This is a genomic window from Alterinioella sp. B-7, from assembly GCF_056857775.1.
Map to the genome: position 1 here is coordinate 295,899 of NZ_JBSXNT010000032.1, position 16,098 is coordinate 311,996.

A 16,098-nucleotide genomic window follows, 5' to 3' on the forward strand; every position below is an offset into this window, starting at 1 on the left:
GGACAGCCCCGTTGCCCGACCTGCCGCCTATCGTTGACAGCCATTGCCACCTGGATTTCCCCGATTTCGCCGAGGAATTGCCCCAGGTGATCGACCGCGCCGTCGCGGCGGGCGTCACCCGAATGGTCACGATCTGCACCAAGCTGAAGAACGCCGGTTCTGTCCGCGCCATCGCCGAGGCACACGATCCCGTCTTCTGGGCCGCAGGCACCCACCCGATGAGTGCGGCCAGCGAGCCGCTGGTCACGGTCGATGACCTCGTAAGCCTTGCCGACCATCCCAAATTCGTCGGCATCGGCGAAACCGGGCTGGACTATCACTACACCGCCGACAGCAAACCCGTGCAGCAGCAAAGCCTGCGCATCCATATCGAGGCCGCGCGCCAGACCGGCCTGCCGCTGATCATCCACGCCCGCGACGCCGATGACGATATGGCCCGCATCCTGACCGAGGAACATGGCGCGGGCGCGTTCTCCTGCGTCATGCACTGCTTCTCCTCCGGTGCGGCGCTCGCCGAAACCGCCCTAGGGCTTGGCTTCTACCTCTCCATGTCCGGCATCACCGCCTTCCCGAAATCGCAGGAGCTGCGCAACATCTTCGCCGCCGCACCGCTCGACCGCATCCTTGTCGAAACCGACGCGCCCTACCTCGCGCCGCCGCCGCGCCGGGGCAAGCGGAACGAGCCCGCCTATACCGCCTTCACCGCCACCCGCGCGGCGGAGACCTTTGGCGTGGACCCGGCAGAATTCTTCGCGCAGACCACCCGCAATTTCGACCGCCTCTTTTCCAAGGCCGCCGCGTAATGCCCCGTCTTCGCTTCACAATCCTCGGCTGCGGTTCATCGGGCGGTGTCCCGCGCATCGGCAACCATTGGGGCGCCTGCGACCCGGCCAACCCCAGGAACACCCGTCGCCGCTGCTCCGTGCTTATCGAGCGCATGGGCGAGGATGGCACCACAGCCGTCCTGATCGACACCTCGCCCGACCTGCGCGCGCAGCTCCTGGATGCCGGTATCGGCGCGCTGCATGGCGTCGTCTACACCCATTCCCATGCCGATCACACCCACGGCCTCGACGATTTGCGCATGATCGTGATCAATATGCGAAAGCGCCTGCCCGTCTATGCCGATGGCGCAACGCAGAACGACCTGATCTCGCGTTTCGGCTATGCCTTCGTACAGCCCGAGGGATCGGATTACCCACCGATCCTGGACCTGCACGGGATCGGCGGCGACATTGCCATCGACGGCCCCGGCGGCCCCGTTACCTTGACCCCCTTCCGCGTCAAGCATGGCAATATCGACAGCCTCGGCTACCGCATCGGCGATGTCGCCTACCTGCCCGATGTCTCCGACCTCTACCCCGAAAGCCGCGCCGCGTTGCAGGGGCTCGACCTCTGGATCGTCGACGCGCTGCGCCGCGACCCGCACCCGTCGCATTCGCACCTGGCCAACACGCTGACCTGGATCGCGCAGATCGCCCCGGCCCGCGCCGTGCTGACCAACATGCACAATGACCTCGATTACGAAACCGTCGCGGCGGAAACCCCCGCCCACGTGACCCCCGCCTATGACGGGATGCGGATCGAGATCGAGACCTGAGATGCTCGACCTGCTTCTTATCGTGCTGCCGGTCTTCCTTGTCGTGGGGGCGGGATATGTGACCGTCTGGGGCGGCCTCTTCAGCGATGAGGGCACCGACGCGCTGATGGTCTTCACGCAGAAATTCGCCATTCCCAGCCTGCTTTTCCGCGCCATCTCGACGCTGGACCTTGGGCAGAATTTCGAATGGGCGCTGCTGGTCTCGTTCTATACCGGCTCGCTGATCAGCTTTACCCTCGGCACGCTCGGCGCGCGGCATGTCTTTGGCCGACCCTGGACCGATTCCGTCGCCATCGGCTTCGTCTGCCTCTTCGCCAATTCCGTCCTCCTGGGCCTGCCCGTGATGGAAAGCGCCTTCGGTCCCGGATCGCTTGGACCCAGCTATGCCATCGTCTCGGTCCATGCCGCGTTTTGCTACTTTGTCGGCATCACCGTGATGGAGACCGTCTCGGCCCGCAGTCGCAGCCCCCTGCGCGTGCTGGTCACGGTCGCCAGGGCGATGTTCCGCAACTCGCTGATGATCGGTGTGGGCCTGGGCTTTGTCGTCAACCTGACCGGCCTGCCCATGCCCGAGGTCGCCACCGACGCGATCGACCTCATGGCACGCTCGGCCTTGCCGGTGGCCCTCTTCGGTCTCGGCGGCGTCCTCTTCCGCTATCGCCCCGAGGGCGACGCCAAGGTCATCGCCTTCATCTGCATCCTGTCGCTGATGCTGCACCCCGCCATCGCCTATGGCATGGGCCGCTACGTGATGGAGATCAGCGATGCGCAACTGCGCGGCGCGGTGGTCACGGCGGCCATGGCCCCCGGCGTCAATTCCTACATCTTCGCCAACATGTATGGTGTCGCCCGCCGTGTCGCCGCCTCGGCGGTGCTGATCGGCACCGCGCTGACCGTGCTGACCGCGTCCTTCTGGCTTTACCTGTTGCCCTGAGCGCGCCCTGCCCCTATCTCACCCCCTTCCGCAACGTCTTGCCGGGTTTTCATGATCGACCGTATCCGCACCGCCCTTCGCACCCGCCGCGCCCGCCAGCGCGCCCGGCGGGCCGAGTGGCGGGCGCGCTTCGGCGCCGATCTGGATGCGCCCGGCGCCCGCCGCGCCGCGCGCCATGACATGAATTTCTGGGATCACGGCTTTGTCCGGCGGCTGTGGAAGAACCGCAGCGAGGTTGCCCCCGGCATCTGGCGCGGCAATCAGCCGTCGCCCGAGGATGTCGCCGGACTTGCCGGCATGGGCATCCGCACCATCATCAACTTCCGTGGCCGCAATCAATGGGGCAGCTACATGCTGGAGGAGGAGGCCTGCGCGCAACACGGCATCACGCTGGTCAACGGGCGGCTCTATTCCAGCTCCGCCCCCACGCCCGAGCAGATCCACGCGGCCCTCGACCTGATCGAGGCCGCCGAAAAGCCCGTCTTCATCCATTGCAAATCCGGCGCCGACCGTGCCGGGCTGGCCTCGGTCCTCTACCTGCTGTCGCAAGGCGGCGATCCGGCCCGGGCGGCGCGGCAGTTGCACTGGACCCGCGCGCATCTTTCCATTTCGCGCACCGGCATCCTCGACGCCTTCCTCGCCGCCTATGCCAAGGCGCGGGCCGAGACGGGGATCGATTTCCTCGAATGGGTCGACACGGAGTATGATTTCCGGACAGTTGAGTCAGTTTTTTCTGACAAACGTGTCAAGAATCGCCTGCTGGACTGGATGCTGCGCCGTGAGTGAGCCGTCGAAAAACCTGCTGATCCGCCTCTGGCGCGAACATGTCGTGGGGTTCTGGCGCCTGCTGATCGTGGCCTTCATCCTGATGGTGATCGAAGGCAGCACACTGGGCGCGATTTCCTACCTGATCCAGCCCCTTTTCGACCTTGTTTTCATTGACGGAAACAGCTCTGCCGTCACCTGGGTCGCGCTGGCGATCTCGGGCATCTTCGTCCTGCGCGCGATCTCGGGCTTTGGCCAGCGCGTGTTGATCGTGACCATCGGGTTGCGGGTGACGACGGCCCTGCAAACGAGGCTTCTGGGCCACCTCCTCAGCCTCGATGCGCGGTTCTTCCAGGACAACGCGCCAGGATCGCTCATTGAGCGTGTTCGCGGGGATACCCAAGCATTACAAGGGGTTGCAAGCGCCACGCTGATGACGATCGGGCGCGACACGATCTCGGTGATCTCGCTTCTGACGGTGATGCTGATCTCGGACTGGACCTGGGCGCTGCTGGCGCTGGCGGGCGTTCCGATCCTGATCCTGCCGCTCTCGCTGCTGCAAAAGCTGATCCGCAAGACCACCCGCGCCGCGCGCGAGGCGGCAGCAAGGCTCTCGACGCAGCTTGACGAGATCTTCCACGGGATTATTTCCATCAAGGTCAACAGGTTGGAAGATCACGAGGCAACCCGCTTCGACCAGGAGGTCGACCGTTTCCTCGACGCCCAGTTGCGTGCCGAGCGCGGCAAGGCGGCCAATCCGGCCGTGATCGACGTCATCGCCGCCATCGGCTTCTTCGCCGTCCTGATCTATGGCGGCCAGCAGATCATCGCGGGCGAAAAGACTGTGGGCGAATTCATGTCCTTCTTCACCGCGCTGGCGCTGGTCTTCGACCCCCTGCGCCGCCTCTCTGCCGTCTCGGGCCATATCCAGGCCGCGCTGGCCTCGCTGGAGCGGCTCTATTCGGTGCTGGAGGCGCGGCCCACGATCCTGCCGCCCGCCTCGCCCAAGCGCCTGAAATCCGGTGATATTCGCTTCGATTCCGTCAGTTTTTCCTATGGCGACACGCCCGTGTTGCGCGGCTTTGACCTGACCGCCGAGGAAGGCAGGACCACCGCGCTTGTCGGCCCCTCGGGCGCGGGCAAAAGCACCGTGTTCTCGCTGCTGACCCGCCTCATCGACCCCGATCTGGGCGAGGTCAGCATCGCGGGCACCGCCATCGACGCCGCCGATCTGGAAGAGCTGCGCAATGCCATCGCGCTGGTCGGCCAGGAAACCGCGCTGTTTGACGAGACCATCGCGCAGAACATCCGCCTTGGCCGCCTCGACGCCACGGATGCGCAGGTACAGGCCGCCGCCGAGGCCGCACATGTCACGGATTTCGCGGACGGTTTGCCGCTTGGCCTGAACACACCCGTGGGCCCGCGCGGCGGATCGCTTTCGGGCGGTCAACGCCAGCGCGTCGCCATCGCCCGCGCCATGTTGCGCGATGCGCCGATCCTGTTGCTGGACGAGCCGACCTCGGCCCTCGACGCGCGCTCCGAGCAACTGGTGAACGAGGCGCTGCGCCGCCTTTCCGCCGGACGCACCACCTTGGTGATCGCGCATCGCCTGTCCACCATCCGCGCCGCCGATCATATCGTGGTCATGGACCAGGGCGCGGTGATCGAGCAAGGCACCCACGAGGCGCTGATGGCGCGCAAGGGCGCCTATGCGCGGCTCAACCAATTGCAGTCCGCGGGCCTCAGCGCACCCCTTTGACGGCCACCTGCGGGGCTTTCCGCCGATATGGGTTTTCCGTTCCGTTTCAGCCCCTTGCAGACCATTATTCTACAACAACTGCCGCCCCTGCCGGCCCCTGATCACGTTTTTTCCCGAATTGTTGACAGAATCCCCTCCGATCCCGATGATCGCGCCCATGTGATCGCACCGCACTCACCTCTGCTGATCACCCCTTGGGAGGGACTGAATGAAGTTGACATGCAACACGCCCTGGAAGGGCGCGCTTGCCCATATCGTCGCCACGCTGACCGCCATCGCGGTGGTCGTTGCGCTGCCTGCAGCCGCACAGACGGTTACCCGTTCCACCACATCCGCCGCCGACCTGGCCGCCACGGCACAAGGCCCCGACCGGTCGCAACTGGGTGTCTATTACCGCCAGCTTGAACAGCGCCTCGTCTCGCAAGGCAACCTGCGCCAGGATCGCAACGCGGGCGCGCTGGATGCGGCGACGCTCGCGCGCAATTTCATGGCCATCGCGATGCGCACCGAATACGGCTCGGGCATGTCCGGCAGCGGTTCCGCTGCCCCCCTGCGCCGCTGGGAACAGCCGATCCGCATCGGCGTGCGCTTTGGCGCCTCCGTCCCCGCCGCGCAGCAACGCAGCGATCAAGCCGCGCTGACCCGCGTGGCGCAGCGCCTGCAACGCGCCAGCGGCCATCCCGTCGGCCTGACCAATGGCGCCGCCAATTTCCATGTCCTGGTGCTCAGCGATGCGGAACGCGCCAATGCCGGTCCGGTCCTGCAACAGATGGTCCCCGGCCTCAGCCGCAACGCCACCCGCGCCGTGACGCGCATGGGGCGCAACACCTTCTGCATGGTCATCGCCATCCCCGCCGCCGACCCGAACCAGGGCATCGCGCGGGCCATCGCCATCGTGCGCGCCGAGCATCCGCCCCTGATGCGTCAATCCTGCATGGAGGAGGAGCTGGCCCAGGGCATGGGGCTGAGCAATGACAGCCCCGCCGCGCGGCCTTCGATCTTCAATGATGACGAGGAGTTCGGCGTGCTGACGCGCCATGACGAATTGCTGCTCAGGATGCTCTACGATGACAGCCTGCGCCCCGGCATGAGCCCGGGCAGCGTCAACCAGCATATCGGCCAACTGGCGCAGGCGGTGCTTGCGCGCGGCTGAAGCGCGGACAAGGAACGATAAAAGACCGGCCCCGACGCGGAAGGCGAACTCAGCCGCGCCGGGACCGGCCTCCACACCACACCCTTGGGGCACCCGACCGGGCAGCAGCCGGGCACGAATGAAGAACGGTTGGTGCGGGCTGGCGCGCGGCGTATCGCGCTGCGCGCCTGTGCTACACACTTCTATTTGGGGCTCTTTTCGTGGTTTGCAAACCGGTCCCGGCGCAGAACCGGTTGCGCGCGCCTGCACACAAATGCCCGTGATCGCAAAGTGATGCGCGCGGGCGGGATTGTGAACCGGCTCACCCGCCGCAAAACACGCGCGATTTTATGCAATCCCCGCCTCACCCCTCGCATTTTAACGCAATCTCGGATTTAATCGGGTCCAAGCAAGACGGACCCGCCGCTAAAAGACGGGCCATCAGATCAGAGCAGCAATCCGGCCCCGGGGCGACCATGGCAAGACACCAATACACGATTCTGTCGATGATGAAGGATGAGGGCCATTCGCTGGTGGAATGGGTCGCCTATCATTCGCTTCTGGGCTTCGACAATATCTGCGTCTACACCAACAATTGCCAGGACGGCACCGACGCGATGCTGATCCGGTTGCAGGAAATGGGCTATGTGCAGCATTTCCGCAATGACGTGCCCAAGGGCAAGAAACCGCAACCCAACGCGCTGCATCTGGGGATGAAGAACCCGGAAGTGATGGACAGCGACTGGGTGCTGACGATGGACGCGGATGAATTCGTGAACATCAAACTTGGCGACGGCACGGTGCAGGAGCTGGTCGATGCCATGCCCGACGATACCGAAGGGATCATGATCACCTGGCGCTTCTACGGCTCGAACGAGATCCTCGATTGGCGCCCCGGCCTGGTCACCGAAAGCTACACCCGCGGCGCGCCCGACAAGTTTCGCAAGGGATGGGGCGTCAAATCCATGGTGCGGCCCTTCCCGAACATGAAATTCGGCATCCACCGCCCCTCGATCAAGCAGCGCAATTCCAACCCCGAACGGGTGGCGCAGCTTGAGGCGCTGAAATGGGTCAATGGCGGCGGCAAGCCGATGACGTCGAGCTTCAAGACCGGCGGCTGGCGCTCTACGGGTCCGACGCTGAGCTACGAATTCGTCGAGCTCAATCACTATGCCGTGAAAAGCTACGAGGCGTATCTGCTGCGCCGGATGCGGGGCAATGTGAACAACAAGGAGGACAAGTATAACGCCTCCTATTTCTCGATCTTCGACCGCAACGAGGTGGAACATGAGGGCGCCGCGCGCCACGCGCCCAAGGTCAAGGCCGAGATGGAGAAGATGCTGGCCGATCCGAAACTGGCCGAATTGCAGGAGGCGGCCCTCGCCTATCACCAGGCCAATGTCGACCGGTTGCGCGCCACCGGCGAGTATGACGAATGGGTCGATAGCCTGCGCGAGGCGGGCAAGAAGCGTATCGACCAGCTGGATGAGGTTTTGTTCACGCAGCACCTGCCGAAAGAGACGCAGGAACTGATCCGCAAGATGCAGGCCGATGGCGTGCCGGACAAGCAGATCGCAAAGATGATCGCCCGCTCCACCGGGATCCGCAATGCCGAGAAGCGGCAGGATGCGACCGATGCCGAGGAGTTGGCCAAGATCACCGGCGTCGCGCTGGAGGGCGGCGAGACCTCGGACGATGAAACGCCAGAGACCGAAGCCGAGAAACCGGCCAAGACCCCGGCGCTGGAGGATCTGCCCAAGGAGACCCGCAAGAAGCTGGTCACCCTGATCCAGAAGGCCAAGGACACCGGCAAGACGCTGGATGAAAACGGCAATATCGTCTCGACCAAGGATGACGGGCTGCCGATGCGGCCCAAGCTGGCCCCGCCCTTCGCCGGCAATGGCCGCAAGGTCGTGGTCACGACAATGAAGAACGAGGGCCCTTACCTGCTGGAATGGATCGCGCATTACCTGAATATCGGCTTCGACGATTTCGTGATCTTTTCGAATGATTGCACCGATGGCTCCAACCTGGTGCTGAACCGGCTGGATGCGATGGGCGTGATCGAACACTACGACAACCCCATCTCGGGCCGCCAGGATCCGCAGCGCCGCGCCTATAGCCGCGCCAACAAGATGCCCACGGTGCAGGAGGCCAGTTGGGTTTTGATCGCGGATGCCGATGAATTCCTCAACATCCATGCGGGCGATGGCAGCATCGACGCGCTGATCGCGGCCTGCCCGCCCGAGACCGAAGCGATTTCCGTCAACTGGCGTTTCTTCGGCTCGGCCGGGCAGAAACACATGGCGCCCGAACCGGTGACCCGCCGCTTCACCCGCGCCTGCAACGTGGTGGAGCCGGAAAACGGGCTGGTCTGGGGCTTCAAGACGCTCTTCCGCCCCGCCAGCTTCGACTACATGGGCGTGCATCGCCCCAAGTTCGAGAAAAAGCGCCCGGTGCTGGACGACCAGGTGCATTGGGTCAATGCCAGCGGCGCGCCGATGGGGCCGAAATACATGCGCACGGGCTGGCGTTCGAACAAGGATATCGTGTCCTACGAGTTCGCGCAGATGAACCATTACGCGATCAAGAGCCGGGAAGAATTCCTTCTGAAAAAGCTGCGCGGCACGGCCAATTCCAAGGACGACAGCCGCATAGACCTGGGCTATTGGGAGAAATTCGACCTCAACGCCGAGGAAGATAAGTCGATCCGCTCGGGCGATATCGAGGCGCGGATCGCACGGCTCTTGGAGGATAGCGACCTGGCCGCGCTGCACCGCGCATCGCTGGATCATGCGCTGCGCACGATCGAGATCCAGATGGAGGATGAAGAGTTGCGCGCCTTTGTCGAGGCCGAAAAGGTCGAGGACGTGGCGGCGGAATAGCCGGATCAGTAAGGGATCGCGTGGCCGTCCCAGGTTTCGAAACAGCCGCTGGTCTTGGGCGACAGCACGTCGATGCGCCCGATCAGGCCGGTGGCCGAGGTCTCCGGCGTCAGGTCGGCGGCCTTGCCGCCCATGTCGGTCTGCACCCAACCGGGGTGGTAGATACCGACGGAGATGCCTTCGGACTTCAACTCAGCAGCAAGGTTCCGGCCCAGGTTGGTCGCCGCCGCCTTCGATGCGCGGTAGATATAGGAGCCGCCCGGCGCATTCGTGGTGCTGCCCATCTGGCTGCTGATGATGGCGATCTTCGCCCCGCTCGTGGCGCGCAATTGCGGCAGGAACGCCTGCACGGTCAGAAACACGCCGGTGACGTTGACCGCGAAGCCCTGCGCCCAGAGATCGGGGGGAAAGCCGGTCTCAAGCTCATGCAGCTTGTCGAGGTAGACACCTGCATTGCAAACCAGCAGGTCGAGCGGTTCATCATGGCGCGCAGACAGCGCCTTTATCGCGCCGGGATCGGTGACATCGACCTCATCCCAGGCAAGATCGGAGTCGGCCACACCGCCGCCGGTGCTGGTCGCCACGACATGAGCGCCGCGCGCGGCCAGCCCTCGGGCCAGTTCCAGGCCGATCCCGCGCGATGCCCCGGTGACCAGCGCCCGCATCTCAGTTCCGCCTCGCCTTGGGCATGACCGGCAGGGGGGCCACCGGCACGCCATCGTCGATCAGGGCCTTGGCTTCCTCGGGCTTGGCCTCGCCATGGATCAGGCGTTCGGGGGCCTCGCCCAGATGGATGCTGCGCGCCTCCTGCGCGAAATTGCTGCCGACATAGGTGGAATGTGCATCCAGATGCTTGCGGAACGCGGCCAAGGCCGCCTCCATCTGCGTGGCGGGACCGGAGAGCGAGACCGGAGCCTCAGCCGGTTCCGCCGCCTCCGCCGCGCCGGATTTCTTCTTGACCTGCGGGGCCATCATGGCCTTCTGCACGTCTTCGCCGCCGCAGACCGTGCAGGACAGCAGGCCGCGCCGCGACAGCGCATCGAACGCGTCGGCAGATTTGAACCAGCTGTCAAAGCTGTGCCCGTCGGAACATTTCAAAGTGTATCGGATCATGGTGGCGGCACATTAGCCCCTGGCGGAAGAGAATCAAGTTTTTCGCGCCGGATTGTCAGCCCGCGCGACCGGGATCGAAGTTTCGCAGGATTTTCTTGAGATCGGGTTCACTTATCCGCGATGCGGCCTTGGCCGACGTGAACCATTTGCGCCTGCGCCGGCCCGCCTCGGGGAAATCGTCGGCGAGGTCTTGCACCTCAAGCGGAAAGATGGCGGCGATGCAGGGGATCGTGCCGCCCTCGGGCAGCGTCTTGGTGTAGGAATAGAACCCCAGGCAGGCTTCGCTGACGACGCCGCGAATGCCCGCCTCCTCCCACGCTTCCTGCGCGGCGGTGGCGGCGGGGGTGCAGCCATCCATCGGCCAGCCCTTGGGCAGGATCCAGCGGTCGGTGTCGAGGCTGGTGATCAGCAGCACTTGCAGCTGCCCTTTGCGGCGGCGGTAGGGCAGCGCGGCAAACTGCGTGCGCGGGTCCTGCTTGCGGGCGGCACGCAGGCGCATCGGCGCCTGGTGGGAGGTATCGCTGCTCTTGGTCATGCTCGCCTGTTCGCGCCATTTCACTTCTGCTGCGGTCTAGAATATATGCTTTCCTGCCCGCATTCAAACGCAACACCTTGTGGTTGCATGGGAAACTGGACGACACCGAGGACATGGACCGCACGATGCCCCTGCCCCGCCCGCTTTTCCTGGGGTCCGAGATCTATCGCGGCTCCAGCTACGGGCTGACGCATCCGCTTCGCGTGCCGCGCGTCTCGACCGTGATGGACCTGACCCGCGCCCTGGGCTGGTTGCCGCCCGCGCAATATCGCGCCTCGCCGCGCGCCAAACCCGGCGCGCTGGAGATCTGGCACACGCCCGCGTACCTCGCCGCGCTGCAACAGGCCGAGGCAACGCAAACCGTCACGCCCGAGATACGCGACCGGCACGGGATCGGCACCATGTCGAACCCGATCTACGCGGAGATGTTCCGCCGTCCCGCCACCGCCGCCGGGGCGTCCCTGCTGGCGGGCGAGCTTCTGGCGGCGGGCGGGATCATCCACCATCCCGGCGGCGGCACCCATCACGGGATGCCCGACCGCGCGGGCGGGTTCTGCTACCTCAACGATCCGGTGCTGGCGATGCTGGCCCTGCGCCGGGCGGGCGCGCGGCGCATCGTCTATGTCGATATCGACGCGCATCACATGGACGGAGTCGAGGTGGGGTTCGCGGGCGATCCCGACACAAGGCTGATCTCGGTGCATGAGGAGAAACGCTGGCCCTTCACCGGCGCGCTGACGGATACCGGCGGCGGAAATTGCTTCAACCTGCCGGTGCCGAGGGGGTTCAACGATAGCGAGATGGCGTTGGTGCGCGACGCCCTGATCCTGCCCGCCACCGCCGATTTCGCCCCCGATGCCGTGGTGCTGCAATGCGGGGCCGACGCGGTGCTGGAGGATCCGCTCTCGCGCCTTGCCCTCTCGAACAACGCGCATTGGGCCGTGGTCCGCGCGCTGATGGACCTCGCGCCGCCGCGCCTGCTGGTGCTTGGCGGCGGCGGTTACAACCCGTGGTCGGTCGGGCGGCTCTGGACCGGGGTCTGGGCCACGCTGAACGGGCACGACATCCCCGACCGCCTGCCGCCGGGGGCCGAGGCCGTCTTGCGCGCGTTGGTCTGGGAACGGGCAAGCGCGGGCCGCAACCCGCCCGAACATTGGTTCACAACCCTGCGCGACGCCCCGCGCGACGGCCCGATCCACGAGGCGGTCCGCGACCGGCTGGCGGTGCTCCGCGCCCGTCTATGACGCCATCAGCTGGGGCGCGGGCGTGTTCCCCTCAGACGAAGGTGAACTGGATCAGGAACTGCTGATAGCCCGCGTAATCGGTATGGACATAGACAAAGAGCCGTCCGGATTGCGTGTAGAACTGCACATTGGTGAACTGGCCGCTGGTGTCCGATGTGGTGAGGAAGACCGGCCCTTCGAGGATGCGCACCTGCGCCTCCTGCCCCGGTCGCACATCGAGGTAATAGCAGGTCGACCGCTGCGGATTGGCGTAGCCCTGCACCGAATGTGTATAGGCCCCGTGCGGGAACTGCACCTGTTGGCAATCCTGCTGCGCGGTGGCGGCGGCGGGAAGGATGAAGAGGCTGGCGATGATCAGCGAGGCGATGGCGAAAATGCGCATGGAAAGTCTCCTTTTCAAATGGGGTCAGGCCCCCAGTGTCGCATGGCGGGGGCCTTCGGCAAAGAACCTGGATGATCCTAGCGGATGTCGAATGCGATCCGGTAGGGCACGCCGCCCTCCACGTTGCTTTCACGCATCGTGTAGACGTCGAGGTAATTCGACCCGAGCGAGAAGGTCACATCGCGGTAGCCATCGCCAAGCCCCGGCACGTCGAACACCACGTCATCGCTGTCCATCACCCAAATCCGCGCGGTCTGGCCCGCCTGCACATCCAGCACGAAACAATTGCTGGTCGCGTGCCAGGCGGTGTCGGCGACGGTGGTGGAATAGGCCCCGCTCGGGAACTGGACCTGGGTGCATTCGGCCTGCGCGGCAAGGCCGGAGGCCGCGAAAATGGCGGCGGCGAGAATAAGACGCATGTGGATAAGAACTCCTGATCAAAATCGGACCCCATGGCGACCCTGCCATGAAAGACCCTGTCAGGAAACGAAAAACCCCCGACCGCGATGGGCCGGGGGCGTCTGTTCGGTATATCGTGCGGTTTCAGTCGACCTTGGGCAGAAGCTCGGTCAGGGAGGCCTTGGCATCGCCATAGAACATGCGCGTGTTCTCCTTGTAGAACAGCGGGTTCTCGATCCCGGAATAGCCGGTGCCCTGGCCGCGCTTGGACACGAAGACCTGCTTGGCCTTCCAGCATTCCAGCACCGGCATGCCCGCGATGGGGCTGTTCGGGTCTTCCTGCGCCGCCGGGTTCACGATGTCGTTCGAGCCGATCACGATGACAACGTCCGTATCGGGGAAGTCGTCGTTGATCTCGTCCATCTCCATCACGATGTCATAGGGCACCTTCGCCTCGGCCAGCAGCACGTTCATATGCCCCGGCAGGCGCCCCGCGACGGGGTGGATGGCGAAGCGCACGGTCTTGCCCTGCGCGCGCAGCTTCTTGGTCAGCTCGCTCACCGCCTGCTGCGCCTGCGCCACCGCCATGCCGTAACCGGGGATGATGATGATGCTGTCAGCCTCGTTCAGCGCCGCCGCGACCCCGTCGGAATCGATGGCGACCTGTTCACCCTCGATCTCCTGCGCGGGGCCGGTCGTATTGCCGAAGCCGCCCAGGATCACGGAAACGAAGCTGCGGTTCATCGCCTTGCACATGATATAGGACAGGATCGCCCCCGAGGAGCCGACAAGCGCCCCGGTCACGATAAGCAGGTCATTGCCGAGGCTGAAACCGATCGCCGCCGCCGCCCACCCGGAATAGGAGTTGAGCATCGAGACCACCACCGGCATATCCGCGCCGCCGATCCCCATGATCAGGTGATAGCCGATGAAGAAGGCGAAAAGCGACATGAGGACAAGCGCCCAACCGCCCCCCGTCTGCATGTAGATGATCAGCAGGATGACCGAGATCGCCGCCGCGCCCGCGTTCAGCATGTGACCGCCCGGCAGCTTCTCCGCCTTGGAGCTCACCTTGCCCGCCAGTTTGCCGAAGGCGATGACCGACCCGGTGAAGGTGATGGCACCGATGAAGACGCCCAGGAAGACCTCGACCTTGAGGATCGCCAGCTCCACCGGCGTCTTGTGCGCCACCGTGGCGGCAAAACCGAACAGCGCGTCCAGCCCCTCGGTATCGGCAGCCTCGCGCAGGCGGTTGATCTTGTTCATGATCAGCTCGGCGTTGAAGCCGATGAAGACGGCGGCCAGGCCGACGAAACTGTGCAGCGCCGCGACCAGTTGCGGCATTTCCGTCATTTGCACACGTGCGGCGACATAGTAACCGATGACCGCGCCCACGACGACGCAGACGAGGATCAGGAACCAGTTGGCGATGCCGGGGCCAAAGACCGTGGCCACAACCGCCAGAGCCATGCCCGCGATGCCATACCAGACCGCGCGTTTCGCGCTTTCCTGGCCCGAGAGACCGCCAAGCGAGAGGATGAAGAGGATTGCCGCCGAAATATAGGCGGCCGAGACGAGACCGATGCTCATGGGTTCAATCTCCCGTTCAGGATTTCTGGAACATGGCGAGCATCCGCCGTGTCACGAGGAAGCCACCGACAATGTTGATCGTGGCAATGAGGACGGACACGGAGGCCAGGATCACCACCAGCCAATGGCCCGATCCGATCTGCAACAGCGCGCCCAGAATGATGATGCCGGAAATCGCATTTGTCACGGCCATCAGCGGCGTGTGCAGGGAATGCGCCACGCCCCAGATCACCTGGAAGCCCACGAAACAGGCCAGCGCGAAGACGATGAAATGGCTCATGAAGCTTTCGGGCGCGTAGACGCCCACCAGCAGCACCGCCAGCGTTCCGCCCGCAAGCAGGCCGATCTGGTTCTTGGTCTGCTTCTGGAACGCGGTCAGTTCGGCGGCGCGTTTCTCCTCCGCCGTCAGCGCGCGCGGCTTTTCGGCCTGCGGGCGCGCGGCGATGGCCTGCACCTTGGGCGGCGGCGGCGGGAATGTGATCTCGCCGCGATGCGTCACGGTCGCCCCCCGGATCACGTCATCCTCCATGTCATGATTGATCTGGCCGTCCTTCTCGGGCGTCAGGTCGGTCATCATGTGGCGGATATTGGTGGCGTAAAGCGTCGAGGCCTGCGCCGCCATCCGGCTGGGGAAGTCGGTGTAGCCGATGATGGTGACGCCGTTGTCGGTGACGATCTTCTCGTCCTTGACGGTCAGCTTGCAGTTGCCGCCCTTCTCGGCGGCGAGGTCCACGATGACGGAACCCGGCTTCATCGCCGCGACCATATCCTCGGTCCAGAGCTCGGGCGCCTCGCGGTTCGGGATCAGCGCCGTGGTGATGACGATATCCATCTCGGGGGCCAATTCGCGGAACTTGGCCAGCTGCGCCTCGCGGAATTCGGGGCTGGACACGCTGGCGTAACCGCCCGTGGCCGCGCCATCCTCCGTCTTCTCCTCGAAATCGAGATAGACGAACTCGGCCCCCATCGATTCGACCTGCTCGGCCACTTCGGGGCGCACGTCGAAGGCATAGGTGATCGCGCCCAGGCTGGTCGAGGTGCCGATCGCGGCAAGCCCCGCCACGCCCGCGCCGACCACCAGAACCTTGGCGGGCGGCACCTTGCCCGCCGCCGTGATCTGACCGGTGAAGAAGCGGCCATAATTGTTACCCGCCTCGATCACCGCGCGGTAGCCCGCGATATTGGCCATGGACGACAGCGCGTCCATTTTCTGCGCGCGGCTGATGCGGGGCACCATTTCCATCGCGATGACATTGGCGCCCTTGGCCCTGGCGGCCTCCATGCCCTCTTCGTTGCCCGCCGGGTTGAAGAAGGAAATCAACGTCTTGGTGTCATCCAGCCGCTTCAACTCGGTGGCAGTGGGCTGGCGCACCTTGGCGATGATGTCGGCCTCTTTCCACAGCGCCGCCGCGGTCTTGATCACGCTGACGCCCGCCGCCTCGTAATCGGCATCGGCAAAGCCCGCACCCGCCCCCGCGCCGGTCTCGATCAGGCAGTCATAGCCCAGTTTCTGCAACTGCGTGGCGCTCTCGGGGGTCATCGCCACCCGGTTTTCGCCCGCCTCCACTTCCTTCGGTGCACCTATCTTCACGGATAATCCCCTTCCTTGGTCCCGCAACGCGGAGTTGCGCGTTGTCTTACACGGGGTTTTCACCTGTCACAACTGATCCGCGACGGCAGGCAGGCATTTCCGGCGGCACCGCCCGCGTCAATCTGACCCTACGTCACCCGCCACAAGGGGATTTTCCCCGCAGAACCAA

At 64.8% G+C, this 16,098-nt stretch carries 15 protein-coding genes; 8 read left to right on the forward strand and 7 right to left on the reverse strand.

What is annotated here, in order from left to right; all coding sequences use genetic code 11:
• The first annotated feature begins 11 nt into the window (after positions 1–11).
• The 7 genes from AC13C7_RS11080 (at position 12) to AC13C7_RS11110 (ending at position 9,075) form a co-directional block, all read left to right on the forward strand.
• Entirely contained in the window at positions 12–803 is a 792-nt protein-coding gene (locus AC13C7_RS11080) for a TatD family hydrolase (protein WP_482867514.1), read from the forward strand.
• A complete protein-coding gene (locus AC13C7_RS11085; RefSeq protein ID WP_482867515.1) occupies positions 803–1,600 on the forward strand; it encodes an MBL fold metallo-hydrolase in 798 nt (265 codons plus the stop codon). Before AC13C7_RS11080 ends, AC13C7_RS11085 begins: the two co-directional genes overlap by 1 nt.
• A 1-nt stretch (position 1,601) precedes the next feature.
• A complete protein-coding gene (locus tag AC13C7_RS11090) occupies positions 1,602–2,534 on the forward strand; it encodes an AEC family transporter (protein ID WP_482867516.1) in 933 nt (310 codons plus the stop codon).
• A 51-nt stretch (positions 2,535–2,585) separates the two neighbouring features.
• Positions 2,586–3,320, forward strand: coding sequence for a protein tyrosine phosphatase family protein (locus tag AC13C7_RS11095; protein ID WP_446117930.1), 735 nt, complete (start codon positions 2,586–2,588; stop codon positions 3,318–3,320).
• Positions 3,313–5,058 (forward strand): ABC transporter ATP-binding protein, encoded by a 1,746-nt coding sequence (locus AC13C7_RS11100; RefSeq protein WP_328700541.1) that lies wholly within the window; start codon positions 3,313–3,315, stop codon positions 5,056–5,058. The genes AC13C7_RS11095 and AC13C7_RS11100 overlap by 8 nt, the downstream gene beginning before the upstream one ends.
• A 208-nt stretch (positions 5,059–5,266) precedes the next feature.
• The gene (locus AC13C7_RS11105; RefSeq protein ID WP_172320644.1) at positions 5,267–6,211 is read left to right on the forward strand and encodes a DUF2927 domain-containing protein; all 945 of its coding nucleotides are present in this window, start codon (positions 5,267–5,269) and stop codon (positions 6,209–6,211) included.
• A 455-nt stretch (positions 6,212–6,666) separates the two neighbouring features.
• Positions 6,667–9,075, forward strand: coding sequence for a glycosyltransferase family 2 protein (locus tag AC13C7_RS11110; RefSeq protein ID WP_482867517.1), 2,409 nt, complete (start codon positions 6,667–6,669; stop codon positions 9,073–9,075).
• A gap of 5 nt (positions 9,076–9,080) precedes the next feature.
• Here the strand turns inward: AC13C7_RS11110 and AC13C7_RS11115 are convergent, their stop codons facing one another.
• Genes AC13C7_RS11115 through AC13C7_RS11125 form a run of 3 tightly spaced genes read right to left on the reverse strand, consistent with a single transcriptional unit; the run spans position 9,081 to position 10,723 of the window.
• A complete protein-coding gene (locus tag AC13C7_RS11115) occupies positions 9,081–9,740 on the reverse strand; it encodes an SDR family oxidoreductase (RefSeq protein WP_446121924.1) in 660 nt (219 codons plus the stop codon).
• Between the two features lies 1 nt (position 9,741).
• On the reverse strand, positions 9,742–10,188 hold the full coding sequence (locus tag AC13C7_RS11120) for a DUF1178 family protein (protein ID WP_446121926.1): 447 nt from the start codon (positions 10,186–10,188) through the stop codon (positions 9,742–9,744).
• Positions 10,189–10,243: 55 nt separating this feature from the next.
• Positions 10,244–10,723, reverse strand: a complete 480-nt coding sequence (locus tag AC13C7_RS11125; RefSeq protein WP_482867518.1) for an NUDIX hydrolase — start codon at positions 10,721–10,723, stop codon at positions 10,244–10,246.
• A gap of 113 nt (positions 10,724–10,836) precedes the next feature.
• Between AC13C7_RS11125 and AC13C7_RS11130 the strand changes: the two genes are divergently transcribed.
• On the forward strand, positions 10,837–11,967 hold the full coding sequence (locus AC13C7_RS11130) for an arginase family protein (protein WP_482867519.1): 1,131 nt from the start codon (positions 10,837–10,839) through the stop codon (positions 11,965–11,967).
• A gap of 31 nt (positions 11,968–11,998) precedes the next feature.
• On the opposite strand, the gene AC13C7_RS11135 is transcribed toward AC13C7_RS11130, so the two are convergent.
• The 4 genes from AC13C7_RS11135 to AC13C7_RS11150 all read right to left on the reverse strand — a co-directional run bounded on the left by AC13C7_RS11135 (position 11,999) and on the right by AC13C7_RS11150 (position 15,929).
• Positions 11,999–12,349 carry an immunoglobulin domain-containing protein gene (locus tag AC13C7_RS11135; protein WP_172320649.1) on the reverse strand — a complete coding sequence of 117 codons (351 nt, stop codon included), beginning with the start codon at positions 12,347–12,349 and terminating at the stop codon, positions 11,999–12,001.
• Between the two features lie 77 nt (positions 12,350–12,426).
• On the reverse strand, positions 12,427–12,768 hold the full coding sequence (locus tag AC13C7_RS11140; RefSeq protein ID WP_172320650.1) for a hypothetical protein: 342 nt from the start codon (positions 12,766–12,768) through the stop codon (positions 12,427–12,429).
• Between the two features lie 124 nt (positions 12,769–12,892).
• Complete coding sequence (locus AC13C7_RS11145; RefSeq protein ID WP_172320651.1) at positions 12,893–14,338, reverse strand: NAD(P)(+) transhydrogenase (Re/Si-specific) subunit beta; 1,446 nt, start codon at positions 14,336–14,338, stop codon at positions 12,893–12,895.
• A 16-nt stretch (positions 14,339–14,354) separates the two neighbouring features.
• On the reverse strand, positions 14,355–15,929 hold the full coding sequence (locus AC13C7_RS11150; RefSeq protein ID WP_482867520.1) for a Re/Si-specific NAD(P)(+) transhydrogenase subunit alpha: 1,575 nt from the start codon (positions 15,927–15,929) through the stop codon (positions 14,355–14,357).
• Positions 15,930–16,098: the final 169 nt, after the last annotated feature.

What these genes read in the sequence shown, in the direction of transcription:
- AC13C7_RS11115 (WP_446121924.1), bottom strand. Translation starts at nt 9,740, where the DNA reads ATGCGGGCGCTGGTCACCGGGGCATCGCGCGGGATCGGCCTGGAACTG.
- AC13C7_RS11135 (WP_172320649.1), bottom strand. Translation starts at nt 12,349, where the DNA reads ATGCGCATTTTCGCCATCGCCTCGCTGATCATCGCCAGCCTCTTCATC.
- AC13C7_RS11105 (WP_172320644.1), top strand. Translation starts at nt 5,267, where the DNA reads ATGAAGTTGACATGCAACACGCCCTGGAAGGGCGCGCTTGCCCATATC.
- AC13C7_RS11090 (WP_482867516.1), top strand. Translation starts at nt 1,602, where the DNA reads ATGCTCGACCTGCTTCTTATCGTGCTGCCGGTCTTCCTTGTCGTGGGG.
- AC13C7_RS11085 (WP_482867515.1), top strand. Translation starts at nt 803, where the DNA reads ATGCCCCGTCTTCGCTTCACAATCCTCGGCTGCGGTTCATCGGGCGGT.
- AC13C7_RS11125 (WP_482867518.1), bottom strand. Translation starts at nt 10,723, where the DNA reads ATGACCAAGAGCAGCGATACCTCCCACCAGGCGCCGATGCGCCTGCGT.
- AC13C7_RS11095 (WP_446117930.1), top strand. Translation starts at nt 2,586, where the DNA reads ATGATCGACCGTATCCGCACCGCCCTTCGCACCCGCCGCGCCCGCCAG.
- AC13C7_RS11140 (WP_172320650.1), bottom strand. Translation starts at nt 12,768, where the DNA reads ATGCGTCTTATTCTCGCCGCCGCCATTTTCGCGGCCTCCGGCCTTGCC.
- AC13C7_RS11110 (WP_482867517.1), top strand. Translation starts at nt 6,667, where the DNA reads ATGGCAAGACACCAATACACGATTCTGTCGATGATGAAGGATGAGGGC.
- AC13C7_RS11145 (WP_172320651.1), bottom strand. Translation starts at nt 14,338, where the DNA reads ATGAGCATCGGTCTCGTCTCGGCCGCCTATATTTCGGCGGCAATCCTC.
- AC13C7_RS11120 (WP_446121926.1), bottom strand. Translation starts at nt 10,188, where the DNA reads ATGATCCGATACACTTTGAAATGTTCCGACGGGCACAGCTTTGACAGC.
- AC13C7_RS11130 (WP_482867519.1), top strand. Translation starts at nt 10,837, where the DNA reads ATGGACCGCACGATGCCCCTGCCCCGCCCGCTTTTCCTGGGGTCCGAG.